This window comes from Corynebacterium epidermidicanis, assembly GCF_001021025.1.
Classification (GTDB): Bacteria; Actinomycetota; Actinomycetes; order Mycobacteriales; family Mycobacteriaceae; genus Corynebacterium; species Corynebacterium epidermidicanis.
In genome coordinates this window covers 558,566-576,209 of the sequence record NZ_CP011541.1, presented here as the reverse complement: position 1 = coordinate 576,209, position 17,644 = coordinate 558,566, and the positions used below count along the sequence as shown (strand labels likewise).

Here is a 17,644-nt window from a genome sequence, read left to right as displayed (position 1 = left end):
TTCGCAGATTAAACCCCAATTTCTCATTTGCGCCAAAACCGCAGTTAACAGCGTTGCGAAACCCCGACTGAGCGAACCGCCCCCACCCCATTACCCCCAAGCTAAGCTGTTAAGCATGCGTCAGTTGCCTGCTTTCCCGATCCTGCTCGCCCTCATCGGGGCCAGCCTCACCGCATGCAGCTCGCCCCCACACGACGCCCTCGCCCGCCTCAAGAAGGAGCCAGGCACCCACGCCATCCTCCCCGCCAGCGAATTGCTTATCGACGGCGCGCAGTCATTCATCATCGTCTGCCCATACATCCCAGCCGATACTGTTTCCGAGCTTGTCGGTGGCGAATCCGTCAAAGTCCCCTCTGACGGCTACGACAGTGTGCTCAATTCCGCCGTAAGCCTCCTTGCAGACGGCAGCGTATGGACCCAGAAATACGCACGCGACGAGGTCAACCTCTGCCCGAGCGGTTCGGACCCCTCCCCAACAATCCGGCCTGCGAGCGACCTTCTCACTTTTGAAAAGCACGGGCGAGGCTGGGTATTGACCGAGGTGACGCAGGAACGCCCGGAGTAGACGCTACCTATCAAATCCGCCTTCACAGAAAAACTCAATTTCCCCGAGACAATTCCCGGCTAATATCTTAAGCTTCTTGACAGGTGCCAGTAACACCTTTGACAGCACCGATAACCTTCGCCCTTCTAAGGAACGCATAGGCCATGAAGCTGAACCTAAAAAAACTCGGGGCAGTATTGACCGTGATCGCCACTAGCGTATTCACCCCCATTATTGCCACCGCCCAAGACATCGACCTCACACCACCGGCTAGCAACCAGCAGGTAGCCACAGAGCCGTTCATCCCGCCCTACGAACCAGACCACTACCGCCAGGTAGACACCTCAGACTGAGACTTCAACGAACCCGGCATGAACAAAAACACTGTGGACAACCACGAACTAGAACGCGCCCTCCCCGCTGATCTCGGCGACCCGCAACCTGTGATCACCCCAGGCAAGATGCGCTCCGACCGCATCCCACTGCCCGAAGGCGTCACCAAGCAGGAAGCAGACCTGGCTGAAGTACAAGAAGCCCGCGAACAAGGCATCACCGCACCAGGCGACCAACCCATGATCCGGACCTTCGCCGCCGATAACTGCCGCACCTACTGGCCATCCAGCTTCCAGGTCTGCGGTGCGATCCGCGCGAAATACGAATCCATGGCTGTGACCTGGGCCGGACAAACACCCGTCTCCTTCCTCGGCCTACCCAAGTCCAACGAACTGACCAACCCCGACGGAGTGGGCAAACGCACCGAATTCGATAACGGCTTCATCTACTGGCACCCCGACACCGGAGCCTGGTCAGTCACCACCCACAACTCCATAGTGTGGGCCCGTAACGGCTGGGAACTAGGACGCCTCGGCTACCCCACATCCGATGAAATCGGCACCGGCGACAGAGTAGGACGCAAACAATACTTCCAACGCGGCCGCATCTACGGCTCCCTATCCGGCGTGGTGTCCATCGAAGGAAAAATCCTGGAAAAATGGGTAGAAACCGGTGAAGAAAAAGGCCCACTCGGCTACCCAGCCACCGACGAAGAAGGCACCCCAGACGGTGTCGGCCGCTACAACCGCTTCGCACTCGGCATGATCTACTGGCACCCCAACCACGGCGCACACCCTCTCCTAGGAACAATTCTCCTACGCTGGTCCTCAGCAGGTTTTGAGAGAAGCAATTGGGGCTATCCAGTAGCCGATTTCACTAACGACCAGTACTTCAGAATTACACAGAATTTTGAACGAGGGAACATCGGAGGATTCCTTCCACCAATCCATTCACTTTTCTCTTCGGTGGGAATCTCATTTAACGATTATGACTCCGTCTACGATCTTTTAGTTAAAGACTTTCAAGATCACAATTTAGAGGTCAAAGAATCGTTCATCGCGTTGTCAGAGCGAGCTAATGACTCACTTCGAATCCATCGTCAGCCTTTAAACGCCAATGGATCGCCCGAAGAGACGCTGGTCACGCCATACTCAACTATTTATGACAACGCTGCGATACCTGGTCTACCTTGCGATTCCTTCATTGCTCCCGGTAATTCCCGGACGAACCGGGGCGATGTTTTCTACTCCAAAGCCGTTTCAAAGCATGTTGTAAACCACGGCCACGCTGGAATTTTCGTTGAAAACCCTGACGGAAATCCGGAAAACATCGCTACAGTGGAAGCCGTTAACGCCGAAAAGGGTGTCCAAAAGTTGCGCGGTCGAGATCGAATAGGCGTATGCAACCCCCGTTATTTAAGTGTCAAGACCGACGATGAAACTCGAAACCGAGCAGCGGCTTGGGCCGAATCTCAAGTCGGCTCCGGCTACAACAACAATTTCCTAACCACACGGATCGGCGGCTTGGAGAAGGATCAGTACAATTGTTCACAACTTGTATGGGCTGCATTCAAAATAGCTTCCGGAGGCGGACTTGACATCGGGGAACGCTACCCGTATGAGCCTTATCAACCGGCGGTGTTTCCTCTAGACATCTTGCTTTCACACAACACCAGAGAGTTCCAATGAGGCTATACAGGGCTACGCTGGGCTTTGGAGCAATGATTGCGACCTTAATTTTGATGATCGCAGCATGTTCACGAGCAGGTTCTAATTCCTCCCTTCATCCCGCGACCGATGAAGTAGCTTACGTCGGAGTTGTAAGCCTTACCAATTCGAAAATCAGCAAGCCGAATAGATTGGTTCGCATTGACAAGGCTGGAAACCTGACAACCGTTGCAGAAATTGGAAATACCTACTTCCCCAGCGTGGAACCTGTTCAAGATGGTTTTTCCGTTCCAGGAACCAACTCTATCGAGATCTTCTCGAAGTCTCTGGACAAGATTCGTTCTCTTGAATTGAAAAATACCGATGCAGCAACCGAGACCCGGTCGACAAGCTCACCGAGTGGCAGCTTTGCGGCATATGTCTTTAACGAAAGCGATGGGGGACAAAACAATCCCGAAAAAAATGTGGTTGTGTTCACCAACGGTACTTCGGTAACTGAGGTCGTCAATGAGCACTACACGTCAGCGTTAACCGTCTGTGACGACGGAAAGACCCGCTGGCTCGAAAACGTGCAAGACGGCGGGACGGAAGCCCAAGGTCGGAGCGGTTTCGTAAATGTAGTGACTTTAGAGAATGGTGTGGTAAGGAAGGATCGAATTCCCCACACTTTCAAGCAACTCCCAGACGGCCCCAACAAGCTTCCGTGCCGAGATAGCCCAATGTATTTGCAGTCTCGAAATGCCTTCTATACGTTCAGTGAGGCTGCCAGCGGATTTCATTTAATTAGTGAGATTCCCGCCCCGCAAATGCCAACCGAGTTATCGGCTCGACTTAGTGACTCAGATGGCGAAAAGTTCACGGTAGTGGGCACCGATCTCACGGTTTCGCAATTCGCGATTGCGACAGGCGAACCAATCTTTAAGAGTCAGCCGGTCGAAGACCTGAGAGGGGTAGTCGCAGCAAGAATTTTCGACTCGGGGATCCACCTAGTATCTAGGCCTAAATCAAAAAAGGGCCAACACGCGATCCAAGTGTTTGATAATTCTTCCCGGCAATTAAAGAGCGAAAGCATTCCTTTACGTCCAATCGACGACACACAAATTGGTGTGAACCCCAAAGAAGGTTTCTACATGATAACGTCGATATATCCGGTCTCTCCGATGTAGTAACCTGCGCAGTGCCCCCGTCCGCACTTCCCTGCACGGACGGGGGCATCGGTCTCCCTTACGCGCCCTGTTACCCCAAATCGTCGTGAGCCACGAGCTGACGCGCAGCCTCCACAACAGAACCAGACAAAGACGGATAAACATTGAAGGTTTCCGCCAAATCAGAAACAGTCAGCTGCTTATTCACCGCAATTGCAACCGGCAAAATCAACTCAGAAGCCGTCGGCGCAACCACCACACCACCAATAATCTGACCAGAAGCAGTACGACAGAACAGCTTCACAAACCCATGACGCAAACCACGCATCTTAGCGCGCGCATTACGCTCCAACGGCAAAGTAATCACACGAGCATTCACCTTGCCATCCAAAATCTCCTGATGCGTAACACCCACCGTCGCAATTTCCGGACGAGTAAACACCGCAGTAGCAACCGTCTTCAACCGAATCGGAGAAACACCCTCACCCAACGCGTGATACATCGCAATACGACCCTGCATCGCAGCCACCGAAGCCAAAGGGAACAAATCAGTACAGTCACCGGCGGCGTAAATTCCCGCAACCGTAGTACGAGAAACCCGGTCCACCTTGATGTGGCCCGATGGGGCGAGCTCCACACCCACGGTCTCTAGGCCCAGGTCAGCGGTATTCGGCACAGAACCAACGGTCATCAGCACGTGCGAACCGGCGATCTCGCGGCCGTCGGAGGTGTAGACCACCACGCCGTCGTCGGTACGCTCCACGCGGTCCACGCGGGCGTGCTTCTCGAGTGCCACGCCCTTTTCAGCGAGCACGGTCTCCAGCACGTCGGCGGCGTCGGCGTCGTCGTGCGGGAGGATGCGGTCGCGGGAGGCCACCATCGTCACCTTCACGCCGAGCTGTGCATATGCGGACACGAACTCTGCGCCGGTCACGCCGGACCCGACTACGATCAAGTGCTCTGGGACCTCGGTGAGGTCGTAGATCTGCCTCCAGTTCAAAATGCGCTCACCATCCGGTTCCGCGCCCTTGAGCACGCGTGGCGACGCACCAGTAGCAACCAGTACGAGGTCGGTTTCGAGTGTTTCTTCCGTACCGTCAGCGTGAGTTACTGCCACATAGTGGAGGACCTGCTTGGCGTTGTAATCATCGAAACGCCCCCGGCCGTTGATTACCCGCACGCCGGCGCGCTGCATCTGGCCAAGGATATCCGTGGACTGCTGTTGTGCCAGCTCCTTCACGCGACGGTTGATTTCCTCGATATGCATGAGCTCGCGTGCGCCGTCGATCTCGGTGTAGATGCCGGTAGCAGCGATGAAAGACTTGGAAGGAACACAGTCATAGACGACAGCAGAACCACCCATGCCCTGATCTTCCACCAAAGTGACGGAAGCACCGTACTTAGCACCCGCGAGTGCTGCCTCGTAGCCTGCTGGGCCACCACCAATAATGACGATTCGAGTGGTCACTTAACCTAAGTCCTCCGTGTAGTCCGTACTAGTCCGTAGTAATCCCTGTAAAACCGGGTAAACCGACCAAAATCAATAACTATCCGCAACCAGCTTAGTCGAGCTCATCGGCCCGGGCCGCTTGAGCAAAGCGAGCAGCGACCGCTCCGAAGAGCCGAACGCCGACCGCGAGGGCCCGTTCGTCCACCACGAGATCAGATTGATGCAGGTCAAAGCGGTTGCCTTTGCCGTCCCAACAGCCAAGTCGGGCCATGGAACCGGGTACGTGCTCAAGGTACCAGGAAAAGTCTTCGCCGCCCGAAGACTGCGGGGCCTCCACGATCGAGTTCGGATCAATGCCGCGGGCGGCATCCACCAAGAGGGCGGTGGCCACTTCGTCGTTAAGCACTGGCGGCACGCCCTTGGTGTAACGGATATCAAAGGTAGCACCGGTAGGGGCGAGAATCTGGGCGATCAACTCGCGGAGCAGTTCCTCGATACTGCGCCAGACTTTGATGTCGGCCGTGCGAATCGTGCCGGAGATCGTTCCGGTTTCGGGGATCGCATTGGCCGCGTATCCAGCGTTGATCGCCCCGAAGACCAGCACGGTTCCCGTGCGGGGATCCACCCGTCGCGACAGCAGCCCAGGTAGTTGGGTGGCCAACAGCGAGAGTGCGTACACCACATCTACGGTGTCTTGGGGCCGGGACGAATGCCCGCCGGGGCCAGAGACGCGAATTTCTAGGATGTCGCTGGCAGAAGTGATCGCACCGGTGCGCACGCCGATTCGGCCTACTTTGAGCTTCGGTTCCGCATGCACTGCGAAGATCTGGTCGACATCGTCGAGTCCGCCCCAAGAAATGACCTGGCTGGCACCGCCATCCATGACTTCTTCGGCGGGTTGGAAAATCACGCGAACGCCCGTGTCGAGCGGGTAGCTGCTCAAGGCGACGGCGGTGGCCAGGGCGATAGAGGTGTGGACGTCGTGCCCGCAGGCGTGCATCACTCCCGCGTGCTGGGAAGAAAAGGGCAACCCGGTGGTCTCGGTGATGGGTAGCGCATCGATGTCGCCTCGGAAGGCGATCTTCGGGCCGGTTTGTGGGCCTAGGTCTACCATCAATCCGGTGCCAGGGAACCGCTGTGGTTTCAGGCCATGTGATTCGAGAACCCCGACGAGGAAGTCGGTGGTGGCGTACTCCATGTGTGATAGTTCGGGGTTGCGGTGCAGGTGGCGTCGCCATTCGAGCAGGGTGGACTCGTTGCGCAGCAGCCAGTCGTCGATATGCTCCCGCAGGCTCAGCTTTGGCGCCGCGACTGTGGACTTGTCTGTCGCTGTCGGTTTTGTCATCGCTTAGTCTCTCCCACTTCCCACATACTGCTAGTTTGCTCCCACGCCGTGCGGTTTGGCACTACGTTTGAAGGTATGTCTTTACCTCGCGAGCTCAATTTCGGCACCGCTGGCATGCGTGCGCCGATCGGCCCGGCCACGGACCAGATGAATGTCACCCAAGTTACGCGCGTAACCGCTGGTGTGGCAGCGTGGCTGGCCCACAAGATTGGTCAAGAGCGCAACGAACACCCCGTAGCCTCTGTGTGTAGCCAGCAAGGGCCGTTGCGGGTCGTCGTTGGCTACGATGCCCGCTACGGTTCACCGAACTTCGCGATCACAGCGGCTGAGGTCTTCGCCGGTGCTGGTTTCGAGGTTACCTTGCTTCCTGCCCCCGCCCCGACCCAAATCATTCCGTGGCTCATCCGCTTCCGCGGTCTCGACGCCGGAGTGCAGATCACCGCGTCCCACAATCCGAGCGCCTACAACGGGTACAAGGTCTACCTCGCCGACGGCGCCCAACTCGATGCCTCCGCCGAGCGGGAAATCGAGGCGATGATCCGCGAAGTCACCTCGCCTATCGACGTCCCCCGCGTGATGGTCCGACCCACCACTGACCAGCTGCGTCGCTATATCGACGACATCACGGACCTGATCGCGCCCACCCAAGCCGAGCTGCTGCGCGTCAACAATGAACGAGCTGCCTTGAAAGTGGCCTACACTTCACTGCACGGGGTCGGGGGCCGCGCGATGACGCAGGCGCTCCAGGCCGCAGGCTTTGCCCAGATCTTCCCGGTATTGGCGCAGCACTACCCAGATCCGCTGTTCCCGACCGTAGATTTCCCGAACCCAGAGGAACCTGGGGTCACGGACCTCCTATTGGGCACTGCAGCCGAACACGATGTTGACGTCCTCATTGCCCTCGACCCAGACGCGGACCGCTGCGCAATAGGCGTGCGCACTGCCGACGGCAGCCACCGCATGTTGCGTGGCGACGAGCTTGGCCCGCTACTTGCGACGCGACTAGTACCACCGTTTCTCGGTGGTGGCCCAGCTCCAGTCGTAGTGACCTCGGAAGTTTCTTCCCGGCTATTGCAGGTCATCGCCGCGGAACGGGGATGGGATTACCAGGAATCCTGCACCGGGTTTAAAAACCTCATCCGGGCAGCCACCTCCCGGCCCGGGGAACTGGTATTTGCGTATGAAGAAGCCAACGGTACCGCCCCAGCACCGCACCTCGTAGCGGACAAAGATGGCATCGCCACCGCGCTCTTTGCCTGCGCCTGGGCAGCTGAACTCAAAGCACAGGGCCTCACCTTGCTCGATGAGCTCACCGCACTACACAAGCGATACGGCATCTTCGCTGGCACCCAAGTCGCCGTACGCACGAGCGACCCGGAGGGCCTACTCGCCGCCCTGCGCGCTCACCCGCCGACGCACCTAGCTGGTGAAACGATCCACGCGGCTGATCTGTCCATCTCGGATGGAATCCTGCTTTCCGGTGCCGGCGTACGCGCCCTGGCTCGAACCTCCGGGACCGAAAACAAGTTGAAGTTCTACCTCGAAGTTCACCAACCATGGACACCAGAGGGCGCCAATGAACAGCTGGAACGCCTGCGGGCAGAAGTGGAGCTTCTGGTTGCCTCGCTTTAGGCGACCCGACTATGCATACAGGTCAATGTTTCGGGGACCGTAGAGGCGGTCTCCGGCGTCGCCAAGCCCGGGCACGATGTAGGCGTCCTCGTTGAGCTCTGGGTCGATGGTGGCGGTAACGAGCCGCACTGGCAAACCGGAGTTGGCCAAAGCGTCCACGCCTGGCTGCGCAGAAACCATGCAGACCGCGGTGATGTCCGTGGCGCCGCGGCCCGCGAGCAAGCGCAGAGCGTGCAGCAAGGAGCCGCCGGTAGCGAGCATCGGATCAACCACGAAAACGGTGCGCCCAGTCAGGTCTTGTGGGAGCGCTTCGAGGTAAGGCACCGGCTCATGGGTTTCTTCGTCGCGGGCGAGGCCAATGAAGCCAACCTGGGCGTCCGGGATCATGGACAAAGCCGGATCGATCATGCCGAGGCCGGCGCGAATCACAGGGACGATGATCGGTGGATCCTGCAGACGGGCCCCTTCGGCCACTGCGACGGGCGTCTGGACTGGAAAAGTCTCCGTCGCTAGATCGCGGGAGGCTTCATAAATCAGCATCGCTCCGAGATCAGCCAGGGCGGCACGGAATGCAGAGTTGTCGCTACGTTCATCGCGCATGATGGTCAAGCGAGACGCTGCGAGCGGGTGATTAACCACGTGGATATCCATGTTTACTCATTCTAGGCACTAATTTTGAAAATTTTGGAACGGTTTGGGGTGCTCGGACAGTCCAACTAAGTATGAGGGATTTACATTTTGAACCAGACCGAATTGTCCGTTTGTCCGCCGAGCTTTCCCAACAAACCGCCCAACTCGCCCCGATTTCCCTGACTGCCTGCCCAGATAATGACTTTGGTTTCGCTTTGTCCGCTGCGGTGGATCGCTGCAACTCCTACGTTGCCGCCGTGCACTCGTTCAGCAATCGAGTGGCCAACAACTCCTTGCGTGTGCTTGATCACGCCCAATTAAACGACATCCAACATGCCCAGGCTCTCGAGCGATTGGAGCTGAGCAACTCATGATCGATCTCGTCAATTGCCTGCAGGAAATCGAAAAGCTACTGCCGATAGTACCGCAACTAATTGGACACATACCTGAGCTCCATGCAGCCGCCGAGCTCGCCTCCGCGGTCGGCGCCAACCCAGCCAAGCTGCACGACGCCCACCAGCTCCTCACGCTCGCCCACCGCCAACTACTGGAGGTGGTCACCACTGCCACCCCTATCGTTAGCGCAGCTGCCTTCGACTTGGTGGCCATCGGACAAGAGTTCCTTGTTGACGCCGGCAAACTACTCCCTCGCTTGTTATCGCCAATCCCCGGCGATGCAGCGATCGCTTTTGCTCAACTCCTAGCCCTGCCCGGGATTGCAATCGCGAAAGCTGGCGAACGTCTCACCCAGCTCGCTAAAGAACTCGAACCCGCTACCACTCGCGCAAACGACGTCGCCCTCGCCCCGATACCGGAGCTGCCAGCAGAAATTCCCCCGGCTGCCCCGGCACCTACCCCAGCGATGTCTACTGTGTCACTCTCAACTTCCGAGAGCGGTTCAACCGCTGCGGGGGAAGCAGCTGTCGCGGCCGCGAAGTCCCAGATCGGCGTGCCGTATGTCTGGGGTGGCACCACGCCCGGCGCAGGTTTTGATTGCAGTGGCCTGACGCAATGGGCGTGGCGACAAGCCGGAATTGAGCTGCCCAGACTAGCCCAAGAACAGACCGTGGGACGTCCCGTGGCTTACGAGGACCTGCAGGCTGGTGATCTGCTGGTGTGGGATGGGCACGTCGCCATGTACGACGGCGCCGGATCCATCGTGGAAGCCGGAGACCCCATCAGCGTCAATCCGATCCGAACAACAAACATGGGAATGGCGTTCAAGGGCTACTACCGACCTACTGGCTAACCCAAACGGCTAATATGTGTGACTATGGCGAAAACCGAAGGCATCCTCCCGATCAAACTGGCCCTCACCGAGGGCGACTACTACACCTTGTGGGCTCCACTCTGGAAAGAGCACGGCGCAGAATGGCAAGCATTCCTAGGCAAGGGCGACCACGTCTTCTTCTTCGAAAGCCCAGCACAGCTGTTGGCTTACCTGAAAGCGAACCCTACGCACGACCTCAGCTCGCACCCCCAGTGGGCTGCTTTCCAGGCAGGACCTGCAGACCGGGTCGTGCCTGGTCCGCGTGATCTTTACGATGTCATCGGCACCCCTGCCCTGCTGGCGGAACGCCCATCCCATGACAATGTCAAAGGTGTTGCCCGCGCCTTCGCCGTCACCCAAAGCTTGGGCAATGTTGCCTCGATTGCTGAGGTAGCCACCTTCTTCGCCAGCTATTCCATGCTCGGCAACGTCGAGCGCGGATCCGAGCATTTCGCCGGGGAAAACGGTTTTTCGGAGTGGTCTGCTATCGGTCGCACCGTGCTGAAGCGTTGGGATGGGGTCGTCGATAAGCTCGACGAGCTCGTGCACACCCCGAGCCTCAATGAGGCTGAGGTCGAGGTGGCGCAGCAAGACATCGACAAGGCGATTGCTGATGCCAAGGCCGAAAAGGAGCGCCGGGAGCAGGAAGCCGCCGCCGCGGCTGCAGCAGTTGACCCCTACGACGAGTCCCTCTGGGGAACCACCGGCATTGACCCGATAAAAATCGCCATCGACGGCCGGGTGCTCTACACCCTGCGCACCTATGTCAACAATTCCCCAGTCTTCCTGGGCAAATTCGGCGAAATCCGGACCTTCTCTAACCCGAAGGCCCTGCTGCGCTGGCTCGTGGAACACGAAGATCACGACCTCGCGAGAGTTGCCACCTGGCCGGAAGTCATGGATGCCGTCAACGGCGGCACTGCGGAAATCAGCGTGCACCGGGACAACATCTACTCCTTCACTGGGCTCACCCGCGACATCGCCAAAGGCCCTAAAGAAGTGGACACCAACCAGATGCGCCAAGCCTACGAACTGCTTGCCGACGCCGCCGACTGGGCCGACGACGACTCCCTGAACTCACTCCTGCTGGCCAACCCAGGGCTGCAGGACTACATCTCCTACATGCTGGGCGCGCACTCCTCTTACATCCCTTCCGCCCCATACACCGATGAGGCGGAAGGCTGGAAGCAACTCGAGGAATCGCTCACCAAGCGATTCTCCAAGGTCTAAAGCACTGCCCTAATCCAGGCCGGTGATGTTGAGCTCAACGTCACCGGCTTCGTCGTCTTCGGTGTCTTGCTCTGGATCATCTGGTTCTTCCGCGAATTGCTGGAAGCCGGGCACCACCACGTCATGCAACAGCTCCTTGCGCTGTGGCAGCGGCAGGAAACAGCTCTCCACCGCATTCAGGGTGAGCTGGAAAAGTTCCTCCAACCCAAAATCAAAACCATCGACCAGCACCTGCATCTCCGCGGACAGTGTCCGGCCACCTTGGCGGTTTTCTACGCCGAGCACACACGTGAAGCCGAGCTGATGTAGCAGCGGGAATGGGTGTTCGCCGAGCTCGTCGACAAGCCCGGACTCGACGGCCGAGGTGAGCGACATTTCCACCGGCACCTCCCGATCGCGCACATGCGCCGACAACGGACCGGGGTGGATGCCCTCAATGTCCACATGGAAGTCTTCGTAAATATCGATCGCCTGGGTAAGGCGTGCCGCCCCAGTGAGCACGGCATTAGTGAGTTCAATAGCGCGACAGTCCACGCTGAACGGAATGAAGTTTTCGGCCAACACCGGTGCTGCCGCAAGCGCGGGTTCATCGGTGATGACAGCACCCACCACCATAAGGTGCGCGCTGAGCAAGGCGGCGTGCTCCGTCGCGGAATCGCCAGCCAGTTCTACCAGGAGGCGCGCGGTGATGCCGGTGTTTTTCTCCCCTTGTTGCAAGCCAGCACAGATGGCCGCCAGCTCAGCATCATTTGCAATCGGATGCCGAAGCTCGGCATACACCACTCCATCGGCAGCGAGGTCCTCCACCGCTTCCTTGGCGATGCGGGTCCAGGCCGCGTCATCCCGAACATCACCCAATTCGCTAGCGGTATCGGGGCGGATGGCGCCAGCGAGCGAGTCGAAAATCTCGATCTTGGGCAGGCTCCGCACCAGGTCGGATGCGTGGGCTTTGTATTCCGGGCTTACGTGAAGGTCATCATGCATGTTTTTCAGTCTAGGCAACGCGCTAGCGATTGCGTCGCACTACTTCAGCCCCGCCGAGGCGATCATGGCTGCCAAGTTGGCCGTTCGCTGGCGTAATCGTAGAGACCAGCACTAATGCTGCGATACCCGAGATCACGGGCCCTACCCCTGGCACCAGACAGGACAGCCGCCACCAATTGCGCTTCGCAGCCTGCGCCAGGGTTAGCTTCTTGCCAGTATCGATATCGCGAACCGTGTAACCATACATCATTTTGGCTGGTGAGGCACCTAACCAGACTTCCGACACCAAGAAGTAAGCCACCATTACGATACCGAACACCGCGATTTCAAACATGCCACCAGCTCCCTCGACAGCGACCGCACCCGCCCCACCCAACATCATCGCCAGAAATGTGTCGATGACGGACATCCATATCCGCATCCCCATGGAGGCTCGCATCGGCAATGCAAAAGCGTAGGGAGGCCCGGAGGGCGATTGGGGCGTAGCTACCTCAGGCACGTGAGCAGCATACGAAGGGGCAGCAAAAGGTTGGGCAATCACCGGCCACGCACCAAAGTTAGCGAGGTGCTCCAGCTCGTATTGTTGTAGCGGGCGGTGGTTGAGGATCGCTTCGTCGTAAAGCCTGCGGTTTTCTTCCTTGCTCAGGATGCCATAGGCCACCATCGTTTCGCGACGCTCGGGGGCCTCAGGAGGCACCCCGTACTGGTCGAACTGCGCATCCCGGCCAGCTAGCAAAATCCCCAATTCTTCGGAACTAGCACTGGGATCGAGATTCAATCGGGTATAGAAATTATCCTGATTGCCCAACGGAGCCATCGCACATAGTCCTTTGCAATTGAGAAAATCGATGAAGTGCTTTTAACCAGCATTTCAAAGCTTACTCACAAGTTATTTCTTGCGGAATGCCAGCGCCGCAACAACCGTACCTGCCAACGCGGACAACCCCCACACTGCGGGAGACGCAGGCTTAGCACGCACCTCATTGCGGACCCGGATAACCGCCGGTTCCGGCACCTCCACAACGGCTTGGGCCAGGGACTCTCGAGTGGTTGCCGCCCAGGCAGAGCAGTACAGCAGGATACGCCAAACAAAGTACAACAAGACCATCAGCCCAATAATCGGACCGAAGGTCGCACCCGCGGGGTTCTTCAGGCCATTTGAGAAGAACACGCTGGCCAGCTGCTTAAACACCTCAAAGGCCACCGCGCCGATCATGGCTGCGTGGATCGCTGAGCGCATCGGCACCTTCGTACGCGGCAAGTACTTGATCAACCACAGGAAAACCAGGAAGTTCGCCAGCAAGCCAACCACCAAGGCGACGACGAAAGCGACAGTGCTGATACCCGGGATATGGTCTAGGCCAATGCGTTCCATCAAGGTCATCGTCAGTCCCGAAGAACCAACCGCGGTTACGCCAAACGCAACCACCAACGCCACCAACAGTCCGATCAAACCAACAAGGTCTTTCAGCTTCCCTACGAGGAAATTCTGCGCATTCGGATCAACTTTCCACATCTTGGAAACCCCGTAGCGCAGGTTGGCCATCCATCCCAGCCCGGACCATAAGGCCGTCAACGTACCGATTCCAGCGATAGCGCCTCGCTGATCGATCGCCGTGACCAGCACCTCGTTGATAGTCTTGCCCATCTCCCCTTGCGCGGAGTCGGCGATCTTAGCCTGCACCTCGGCTAAGAGTTCTGGGTTGTTCGCCAAGGCAAAACCAGCACCGGCGAATACCAGCATCAGGATGGGGAACATCGAGAGCACCGAAAAGTAGGTAATGCCGGCGGCATATTGGTTACCGCCGGACTGCCCAAACCTCTCGTTCATCCGCATGAGATGGTCAAACCATTCATGCTCGAGCCTCAACTTAGCGACAAACCCCGGGTCGTCCTTGTTAACACGCTCAATCCCGTATTCATCGGTCTTCGATTTTTCCGGTCGGGTAACAGCAGGCATAGTGGGTGGCTAACCTTTCACAAATAATTAATAACGTTCTGTTCCACCCTAATGACAAATGACCTGCACCACACGACACTTAGGGTTCCGTGGTGCAGGTCTTTGCGGGATTGTTACCCAACTTCCGCTAACCGCGCGCTTTTCGACGTGAGCTGCGCCACCAGCCGTCGCAAGCTAGCGGCCACGCGGAGCGAGGAAACCAACGCGATCGTAGACGTCGGCAAGCGTGCGCGATGCGATCTCGGAAGCTCGCTCCGCTCCTTGGGCGAGGACCCGCTCCAATTCGCCACGATCAGACATATAGAGGTTGAACTTCTCGCGAAGTGGCGTGGTGAAGGCCTCCAGCGCGTCGGCGGTGTCCGTCTTCAGTGCTCCGTACCCGGCGCCCGCGTACCCCGCCACGAGGTCATCAATGTTTTTTCCGGTCAGGGCAGACTGAATGACCAGCAGGTTGGATACCCCGGGCTTGTTTTCCTTGTCATAGCGGATCTCACCGTCGTTATCGGTCACGGCGGATTTGATGCGCTTGACCGAAATGTTCGGTTCATCCAGCAAGTTGATGAGGCCCTTCGGGTTGGCGCCCGATTTGCTCATCTTCGCAGTAGGCTCCTGCAAGTCGTAGATCTTGGCGGCACCTTCCGGAATGAGGCCCTCGGGCACCACGAAGGTCTTCTTGTACCGCGAGTTGAACCGCTCTGCGAGGGTGCGAGTGAGCTCCAGGTGCTGGCGCTGGTCTTCACCTACCGGAACCACCTGTGGGCGGTACAGCAAAATGTCAGCGGCCATGAGCATCGGGTAGGTGAACAAACCAGCCGAAGTGCGATCCGCACCCCGCTTGGCGGACTTGTCCTTGAACTGGGTCATCCGCGATGCCTCGCCGAAACCGGTCAAACAGGTAAGCACCCAGCCTAGTTCCGCGTGCTCATGGACGTGGGACTGCACAAAAAGCGTCGAGCGCTCCGGATCAATGCCGAGCGCTAGCAGCTGTGCTACGCCGGTCATGGTGCGTTCGCGCAGCTCCTTGGGATCTTGATCCACCGTGATCGCGTGCAGGTCCGGGATGAAGTAAAACGCCTCGTAATCGTCTTGGAGATCAATCCACTGCTTCAAAGCACCCAGGTAATTTCCCAGGTGGTAGGAATCTGCCGTCGGCTGAATTCCAGAAAGGACGCGCTTCTTCTTTTCGGATACCTGTTCGCTCATGGTGTCTTAGTCTATCGCCTTCGTCTGCTTGGTTCGCCATAACTTAACCCAAACGCGCACCGCAGCCAGCCGGTTCCCCGAGCGCAGCCGACGTGAAACGCCACGGTAACGCCACACTACAATGTGGAAGCCATGAGCACTTTCCAACCAGGCCAGGCCACCGTGTTTCACGCAGCTTCCGAGATCGCGCAGCTCACGCGCGCATGGCGAAAACTCGCGCGACCCGTTGTACTTGTGCCCACCATGGGTGCACTGCACGCCGGTCACCTTTCCTTAGTGACGCAAGCTAAACGGATCCCCGGTGCGCTGGTCGTGGTGAGTATTTTCGTCAACCCCACGCAATTCGGCCCAAGTGAAGATTTGGCTGCCTACCCGCGTACGTTGGAAACGGACGTCGAAAAGCTGCGAGCAATTGGTGCGGATGCGGTGTTTGCCCCCGCAGCTGAGGAGATGTACCCGCACGGGCCACGAACAATGATTACTCCTGGGCCTCTCGGCGACATTTTGGAGGGCGCATCCCGGCCGGGCCATTTTGCTGGCATGTTGACGATCGTCCACAAACTGATGCAGCTGTCCCACTGCACCCACGCAATCTTCGGAGAAAAGGACTATCAGCAATTGTTGCTGGTCCAACAGATGGTTACCGACCTCAACCTGGATGTCCAGGTCATCGGTTCCGCTATCGTCCGCGAAACCGACGGCCTCGCGCTGTCCTCCCGCAATGCATACCTGTCCACTGAGCAGCGCGAGCTCGCCTTAACACTCTCGGCCGCGCTGACGGCGGGTGCCTACCACGCTGGCCAGGGTCCCGAGGCCGTCCTCGCTGCGGCCCAAGCAGTGCTCGAGGCGCAGCCCAGCATTGCTGTGGACTACCTGGAACTGCGCGGGGCGCAGCTTGGCGACGTCGACCCGCGAGGAGCCAACCGGCTCCTGGTAGCAGCCCGGATTGGCAGCACTCGACTACTCGACAACGTCGGCATCGACTTCGGCTCCGAAGAAGTTACCGGCCAGCCCCGTCCGTCATGAGCGTGTTCTACTACGACGCGGACTGCGGTTTTTGCACCTGGGCCGTAGGTCATCTGCGTCGCATGACCACCAACCTCACCACAGCCCCAGGCCGTGGCCTTTACATCCAACGAAACGCCTACTACGTCGACGACAACGGCAAGGAATTCCTCGGGCACCGCGGGATCAGCCACGCGTTGCTCCGCCACGGGCGAACCGCCCTGATCCGTTTTTTGGGCCGCGTAGTGGGCATACCTCCGGCGGCGATCATTTATCGTCTCGTCGCAATGAACCGCCACCGACTCGGCCCGCTAGTGGGCGTATCTAGCTGTCAGATCTGATAGGTGACGTTCAGCGGCGAGTGATCTGACCAGCGCAAATCATAAGCGTTTGCTTTGTCCACCCACGCAAGCACAGCCTTTTCCAACATCGCGGCAGTGGCGGCTTGGTAGTCGATCCGCCACCCGGCATCGGTGTCAAAAGCCTGACCTCGATACGTCCACCAGGTGTAGGCGGCATCTTCCGGGTTGAGCCGACGGGCGACATCGAACCAAGCAGGCTGGGTAGTCGGCTGACGACGTGGCTTGCTGGCAACATAATCCACCGCACCAAGGAACTCCCCGTGCGCTTCCACTTGCGATTCCTCATCCGGGTAACACCCGAATACGGCATCCATGAACGCCCGCTCATCAGGCAAAAACCCGGACTTCTTCTGGTTGGTTTTCCAGTTCTTCAAATCCTGTTGCCGATGGCAGATGTTCCAGTCGCCACCAATTACCATCTGCTGGTGCGCCTGAGCGAGCCCAGCGAGATAGTCCTCAAACACATCCAAGAACAGGTACTTTTCGTCCTGCTTTTCGGTGCCCGCGCTTCCCGACGGCAAGTACAATGATGCCACCGTGATGCCTTCTTCGGAGAGAGTCCCCGAAATGTAGCGGCCTGCTTCTTCAAAACCTGGGATACCAACCTTGACCTCAGTGAGCGGGCTGCGCGACAGGATCCCCACCCCGGCGCGCCCTTTCGCTGATGCTTCAGCGCCTATGTAGTGCCAACCGTCATCCAACGCAGGGGCTAGGGCGTCCAAGGTTTGCTTTTCACTGGCGCGCACTTCCTGGAGCAGCACCACATCGCTGGTAGATTCGTTGAGCCAGGCAAGAAAACCCTTGTTTTCTTCGCTTCGTTCCTTCACCGCGGCGCGGATTCCATTGACGTTGACGGTGCTAATTGTGAAAGTCATGACTCACAG

At 58.2% G+C, this 17,644-nt stretch carries 18 protein-coding genes; 10 read left to right on the top strand and 8 right to left on the bottom strand.

The window, feature by feature from the left end; all coding sequences use genetic code 11:
* Window positions 1-115 precede the first annotated feature (115 nt).
* The 4 genes from CEPID_RS02720 (at window position 116) to CEPID_RS02705 (ending at window position 3,710) form a co-directional block, all read left to right on the top strand.
* Window positions 116-565: a hypothetical protein gene (locus tag CEPID_RS02720; RefSeq protein ID WP_047239656.1), complete on the top strand. Its 450-nt coding sequence runs from the start codon at window positions 116-118 to the stop codon at window positions 563-565.
* Window positions 566-708: 143 nt separating this feature from the next.
* The gene (locus CEPID_RS02715; RefSeq protein ID WP_047239655.1) at window positions 709-897 is read left to right on the top strand and encodes a hypothetical protein; all 189 of its coding nucleotides are present in this window, start codon (window positions 709-711) and stop codon (window positions 895-897) included.
* An 18-nt stretch (window positions 898-915) separates the two neighbouring features.
* Window positions 916-2,565 (top strand): YiiX/YebB-like N1pC/P60 family cysteine hydrolase, encoded by a 1,650-nt coding sequence (locus CEPID_RS12400; RefSeq protein ID WP_052843328.1) that lies wholly within the window; start codon window positions 916-918, stop codon window positions 2,563-2,565.
* Window positions 2,566-2,597: 32 nt separating this feature from the next.
* Window positions 2,598-3,710, top strand: a complete 1,113-nt coding sequence (locus CEPID_RS02705; protein ID WP_144413426.1) for a hypothetical protein — start codon at window positions 2,598-2,600, stop codon at window positions 3,708-3,710.
* 70 nt (window positions 3,711-3,780) lie between these two features.
* Here the strand turns inward: CEPID_RS02705 and CEPID_RS02700 are convergent, their stop codons facing one another.
* Together CEPID_RS02700 and CEPID_RS02695 are read right to left on the bottom strand one after the other, a co-directional pair.
* Window positions 3,781-5,157 carry an NAD(P)H-quinone dehydrogenase gene (locus CEPID_RS02700; protein WP_047239653.1) on the bottom strand — a complete coding sequence of 459 codons (1,377 nt, stop codon included), beginning with the start codon at window positions 5,155-5,157 and terminating at the stop codon, window positions 3,781-3,783.
* A 94-nt stretch (window positions 5,158-5,251) separates the two neighbouring features.
* A complete protein-coding gene (locus tag CEPID_RS02695) occupies window positions 5,252-6,484 on the bottom strand; it encodes a M20 family metallopeptidase (protein ID WP_047239652.1) in 1,233 nt (410 codons plus the stop codon).
* Window positions 6,485-6,559: 75 nt separating this feature from the next.
* Between CEPID_RS02695 and CEPID_RS02690 the strand changes: the two genes are divergently transcribed.
* Entirely contained in the window at window positions 6,560-8,116 is a 1,557-nt protein-coding gene (locus CEPID_RS02690) for a phospho-sugar mutase (protein WP_047239651.1), read from the top strand.
* A 9-nt stretch (window positions 8,117-8,125) separates the two neighbouring features.
* Here CEPID_RS02690 and upp read toward each other — a convergent pair whose 3' ends face one another.
* Window positions 8,126-8,767 carry a uracil phosphoribosyltransferase gene (upp, locus tag CEPID_RS02685; protein ID WP_047239650.1) on the bottom strand — a complete coding sequence of 214 codons (642 nt, stop codon included), beginning with the start codon at window positions 8,765-8,767 and terminating at the stop codon, window positions 8,126-8,128.
* A gap of 71 nt (window positions 8,768-8,838) precedes the next feature.
* Here upp and CEPID_RS02680 point away from each other — a divergent pair, with 71 nt between their 5' ends.
* Genes CEPID_RS02680 through CEPID_RS02670 form a run of 3 tightly spaced genes read left to right on the top strand, consistent with a single transcriptional unit; the run spans window position 8,839 to window position 11,246 of the window.
* Window positions 8,839-9,120 (top strand): hypothetical protein, encoded by a 282-nt coding sequence (locus CEPID_RS02680; RefSeq protein WP_047239649.1) that lies wholly within the window; start codon window positions 8,839-8,841, stop codon window positions 9,118-9,120.
* Entirely contained in the window at window positions 9,117-9,995 is an 879-nt protein-coding gene (locus CEPID_RS02675) for a C40 family peptidase (protein WP_047239648.1), read from the top strand. Before CEPID_RS02680 ends, CEPID_RS02675 begins: the two co-directional genes overlap by 4 nt.
* Before the next feature lie 24 nt (window positions 9,996-10,019).
* Window positions 10,020-11,246 (top strand): hypothetical protein, encoded by a 1,227-nt coding sequence (locus tag CEPID_RS02670; RefSeq protein ID WP_047239647.1) that lies wholly within the window; start codon window positions 10,020-10,022, stop codon window positions 11,244-11,246.
* 9 nt (window positions 11,247-11,255) lie between these two features.
* On the opposite strand, the gene CEPID_RS02665 is transcribed toward CEPID_RS02670, so the two are convergent.
* The 4 genes from CEPID_RS02665 to trpS form a co-directional block, all read right to left on the bottom strand.
* Window positions 11,256-12,230: an amidohydrolase family protein gene (locus CEPID_RS02665; protein WP_047239646.1), complete on the bottom strand. Its 975-nt coding sequence runs from the start codon at window positions 12,228-12,230 to the stop codon at window positions 11,256-11,258.
* A gap of 22 nt (window positions 12,231-12,252) precedes the next feature.
* Window positions 12,253-13,047, bottom strand: coding sequence for an RDD family protein (locus CEPID_RS12395; protein ID WP_052843326.1), 795 nt, complete (start codon window positions 13,045-13,047; stop codon window positions 12,253-12,255).
* 72 nt (window positions 13,048-13,119) lie between these two features.
* Window positions 13,120-14,190, bottom strand: coding sequence for an inner membrane protein YhjD (yhjD, locus tag CEPID_RS02655; RefSeq protein ID WP_047239645.1), 1,071 nt, complete (start codon window positions 14,188-14,190; stop codon window positions 13,120-13,122).
* 174 nt (window positions 14,191-14,364) lie between these two features.
* Window positions 14,365-15,393 (bottom strand): tryptophan--tRNA ligase, encoded by a 1,029-nt coding sequence (gene trpS / locus CEPID_RS02650; protein WP_047239644.1) that lies wholly within the window; start codon window positions 15,391-15,393, stop codon window positions 14,365-14,367.
* A 132-nt stretch (window positions 15,394-15,525) separates the two neighbouring features.
* Here trpS and panC point away from each other — a divergent pair, with 132 nt between their 5' ends.
* Both panC and CEPID_RS12390 read left to right on the top strand, forming a co-directional pair.
* On the top strand, window positions 15,526-16,419 hold the full coding sequence (panC, locus tag CEPID_RS02645; protein ID WP_047239643.1) for a pantoate--beta-alanine ligase: 894 nt from the start codon (window positions 15,526-15,528) through the stop codon (window positions 16,417-16,419).
* Window positions 16,416-16,739, top strand: coding sequence for a thiol-disulfide oxidoreductase DCC family protein (locus CEPID_RS12390; RefSeq protein WP_052843324.1), 324 nt, complete (start codon window positions 16,416-16,418; stop codon window positions 16,737-16,739). Before panC ends, CEPID_RS12390 begins: the two co-directional genes overlap by 4 nt.
* Here the strand turns inward: CEPID_RS12390 and CEPID_RS02635 are convergent.
* A complete protein-coding gene (locus CEPID_RS02635) occupies window positions 16,730-17,635 on the bottom strand; it encodes an exodeoxyribonuclease III (RefSeq protein WP_047239642.1) in 906 nt (301 codons plus the stop codon). The two genes, CEPID_RS12390 and CEPID_RS02635, sit on opposite strands and share 10 nt — an antisense overlap.
* Window positions 17,636-17,644 lie beyond the last annotated feature (9 nt).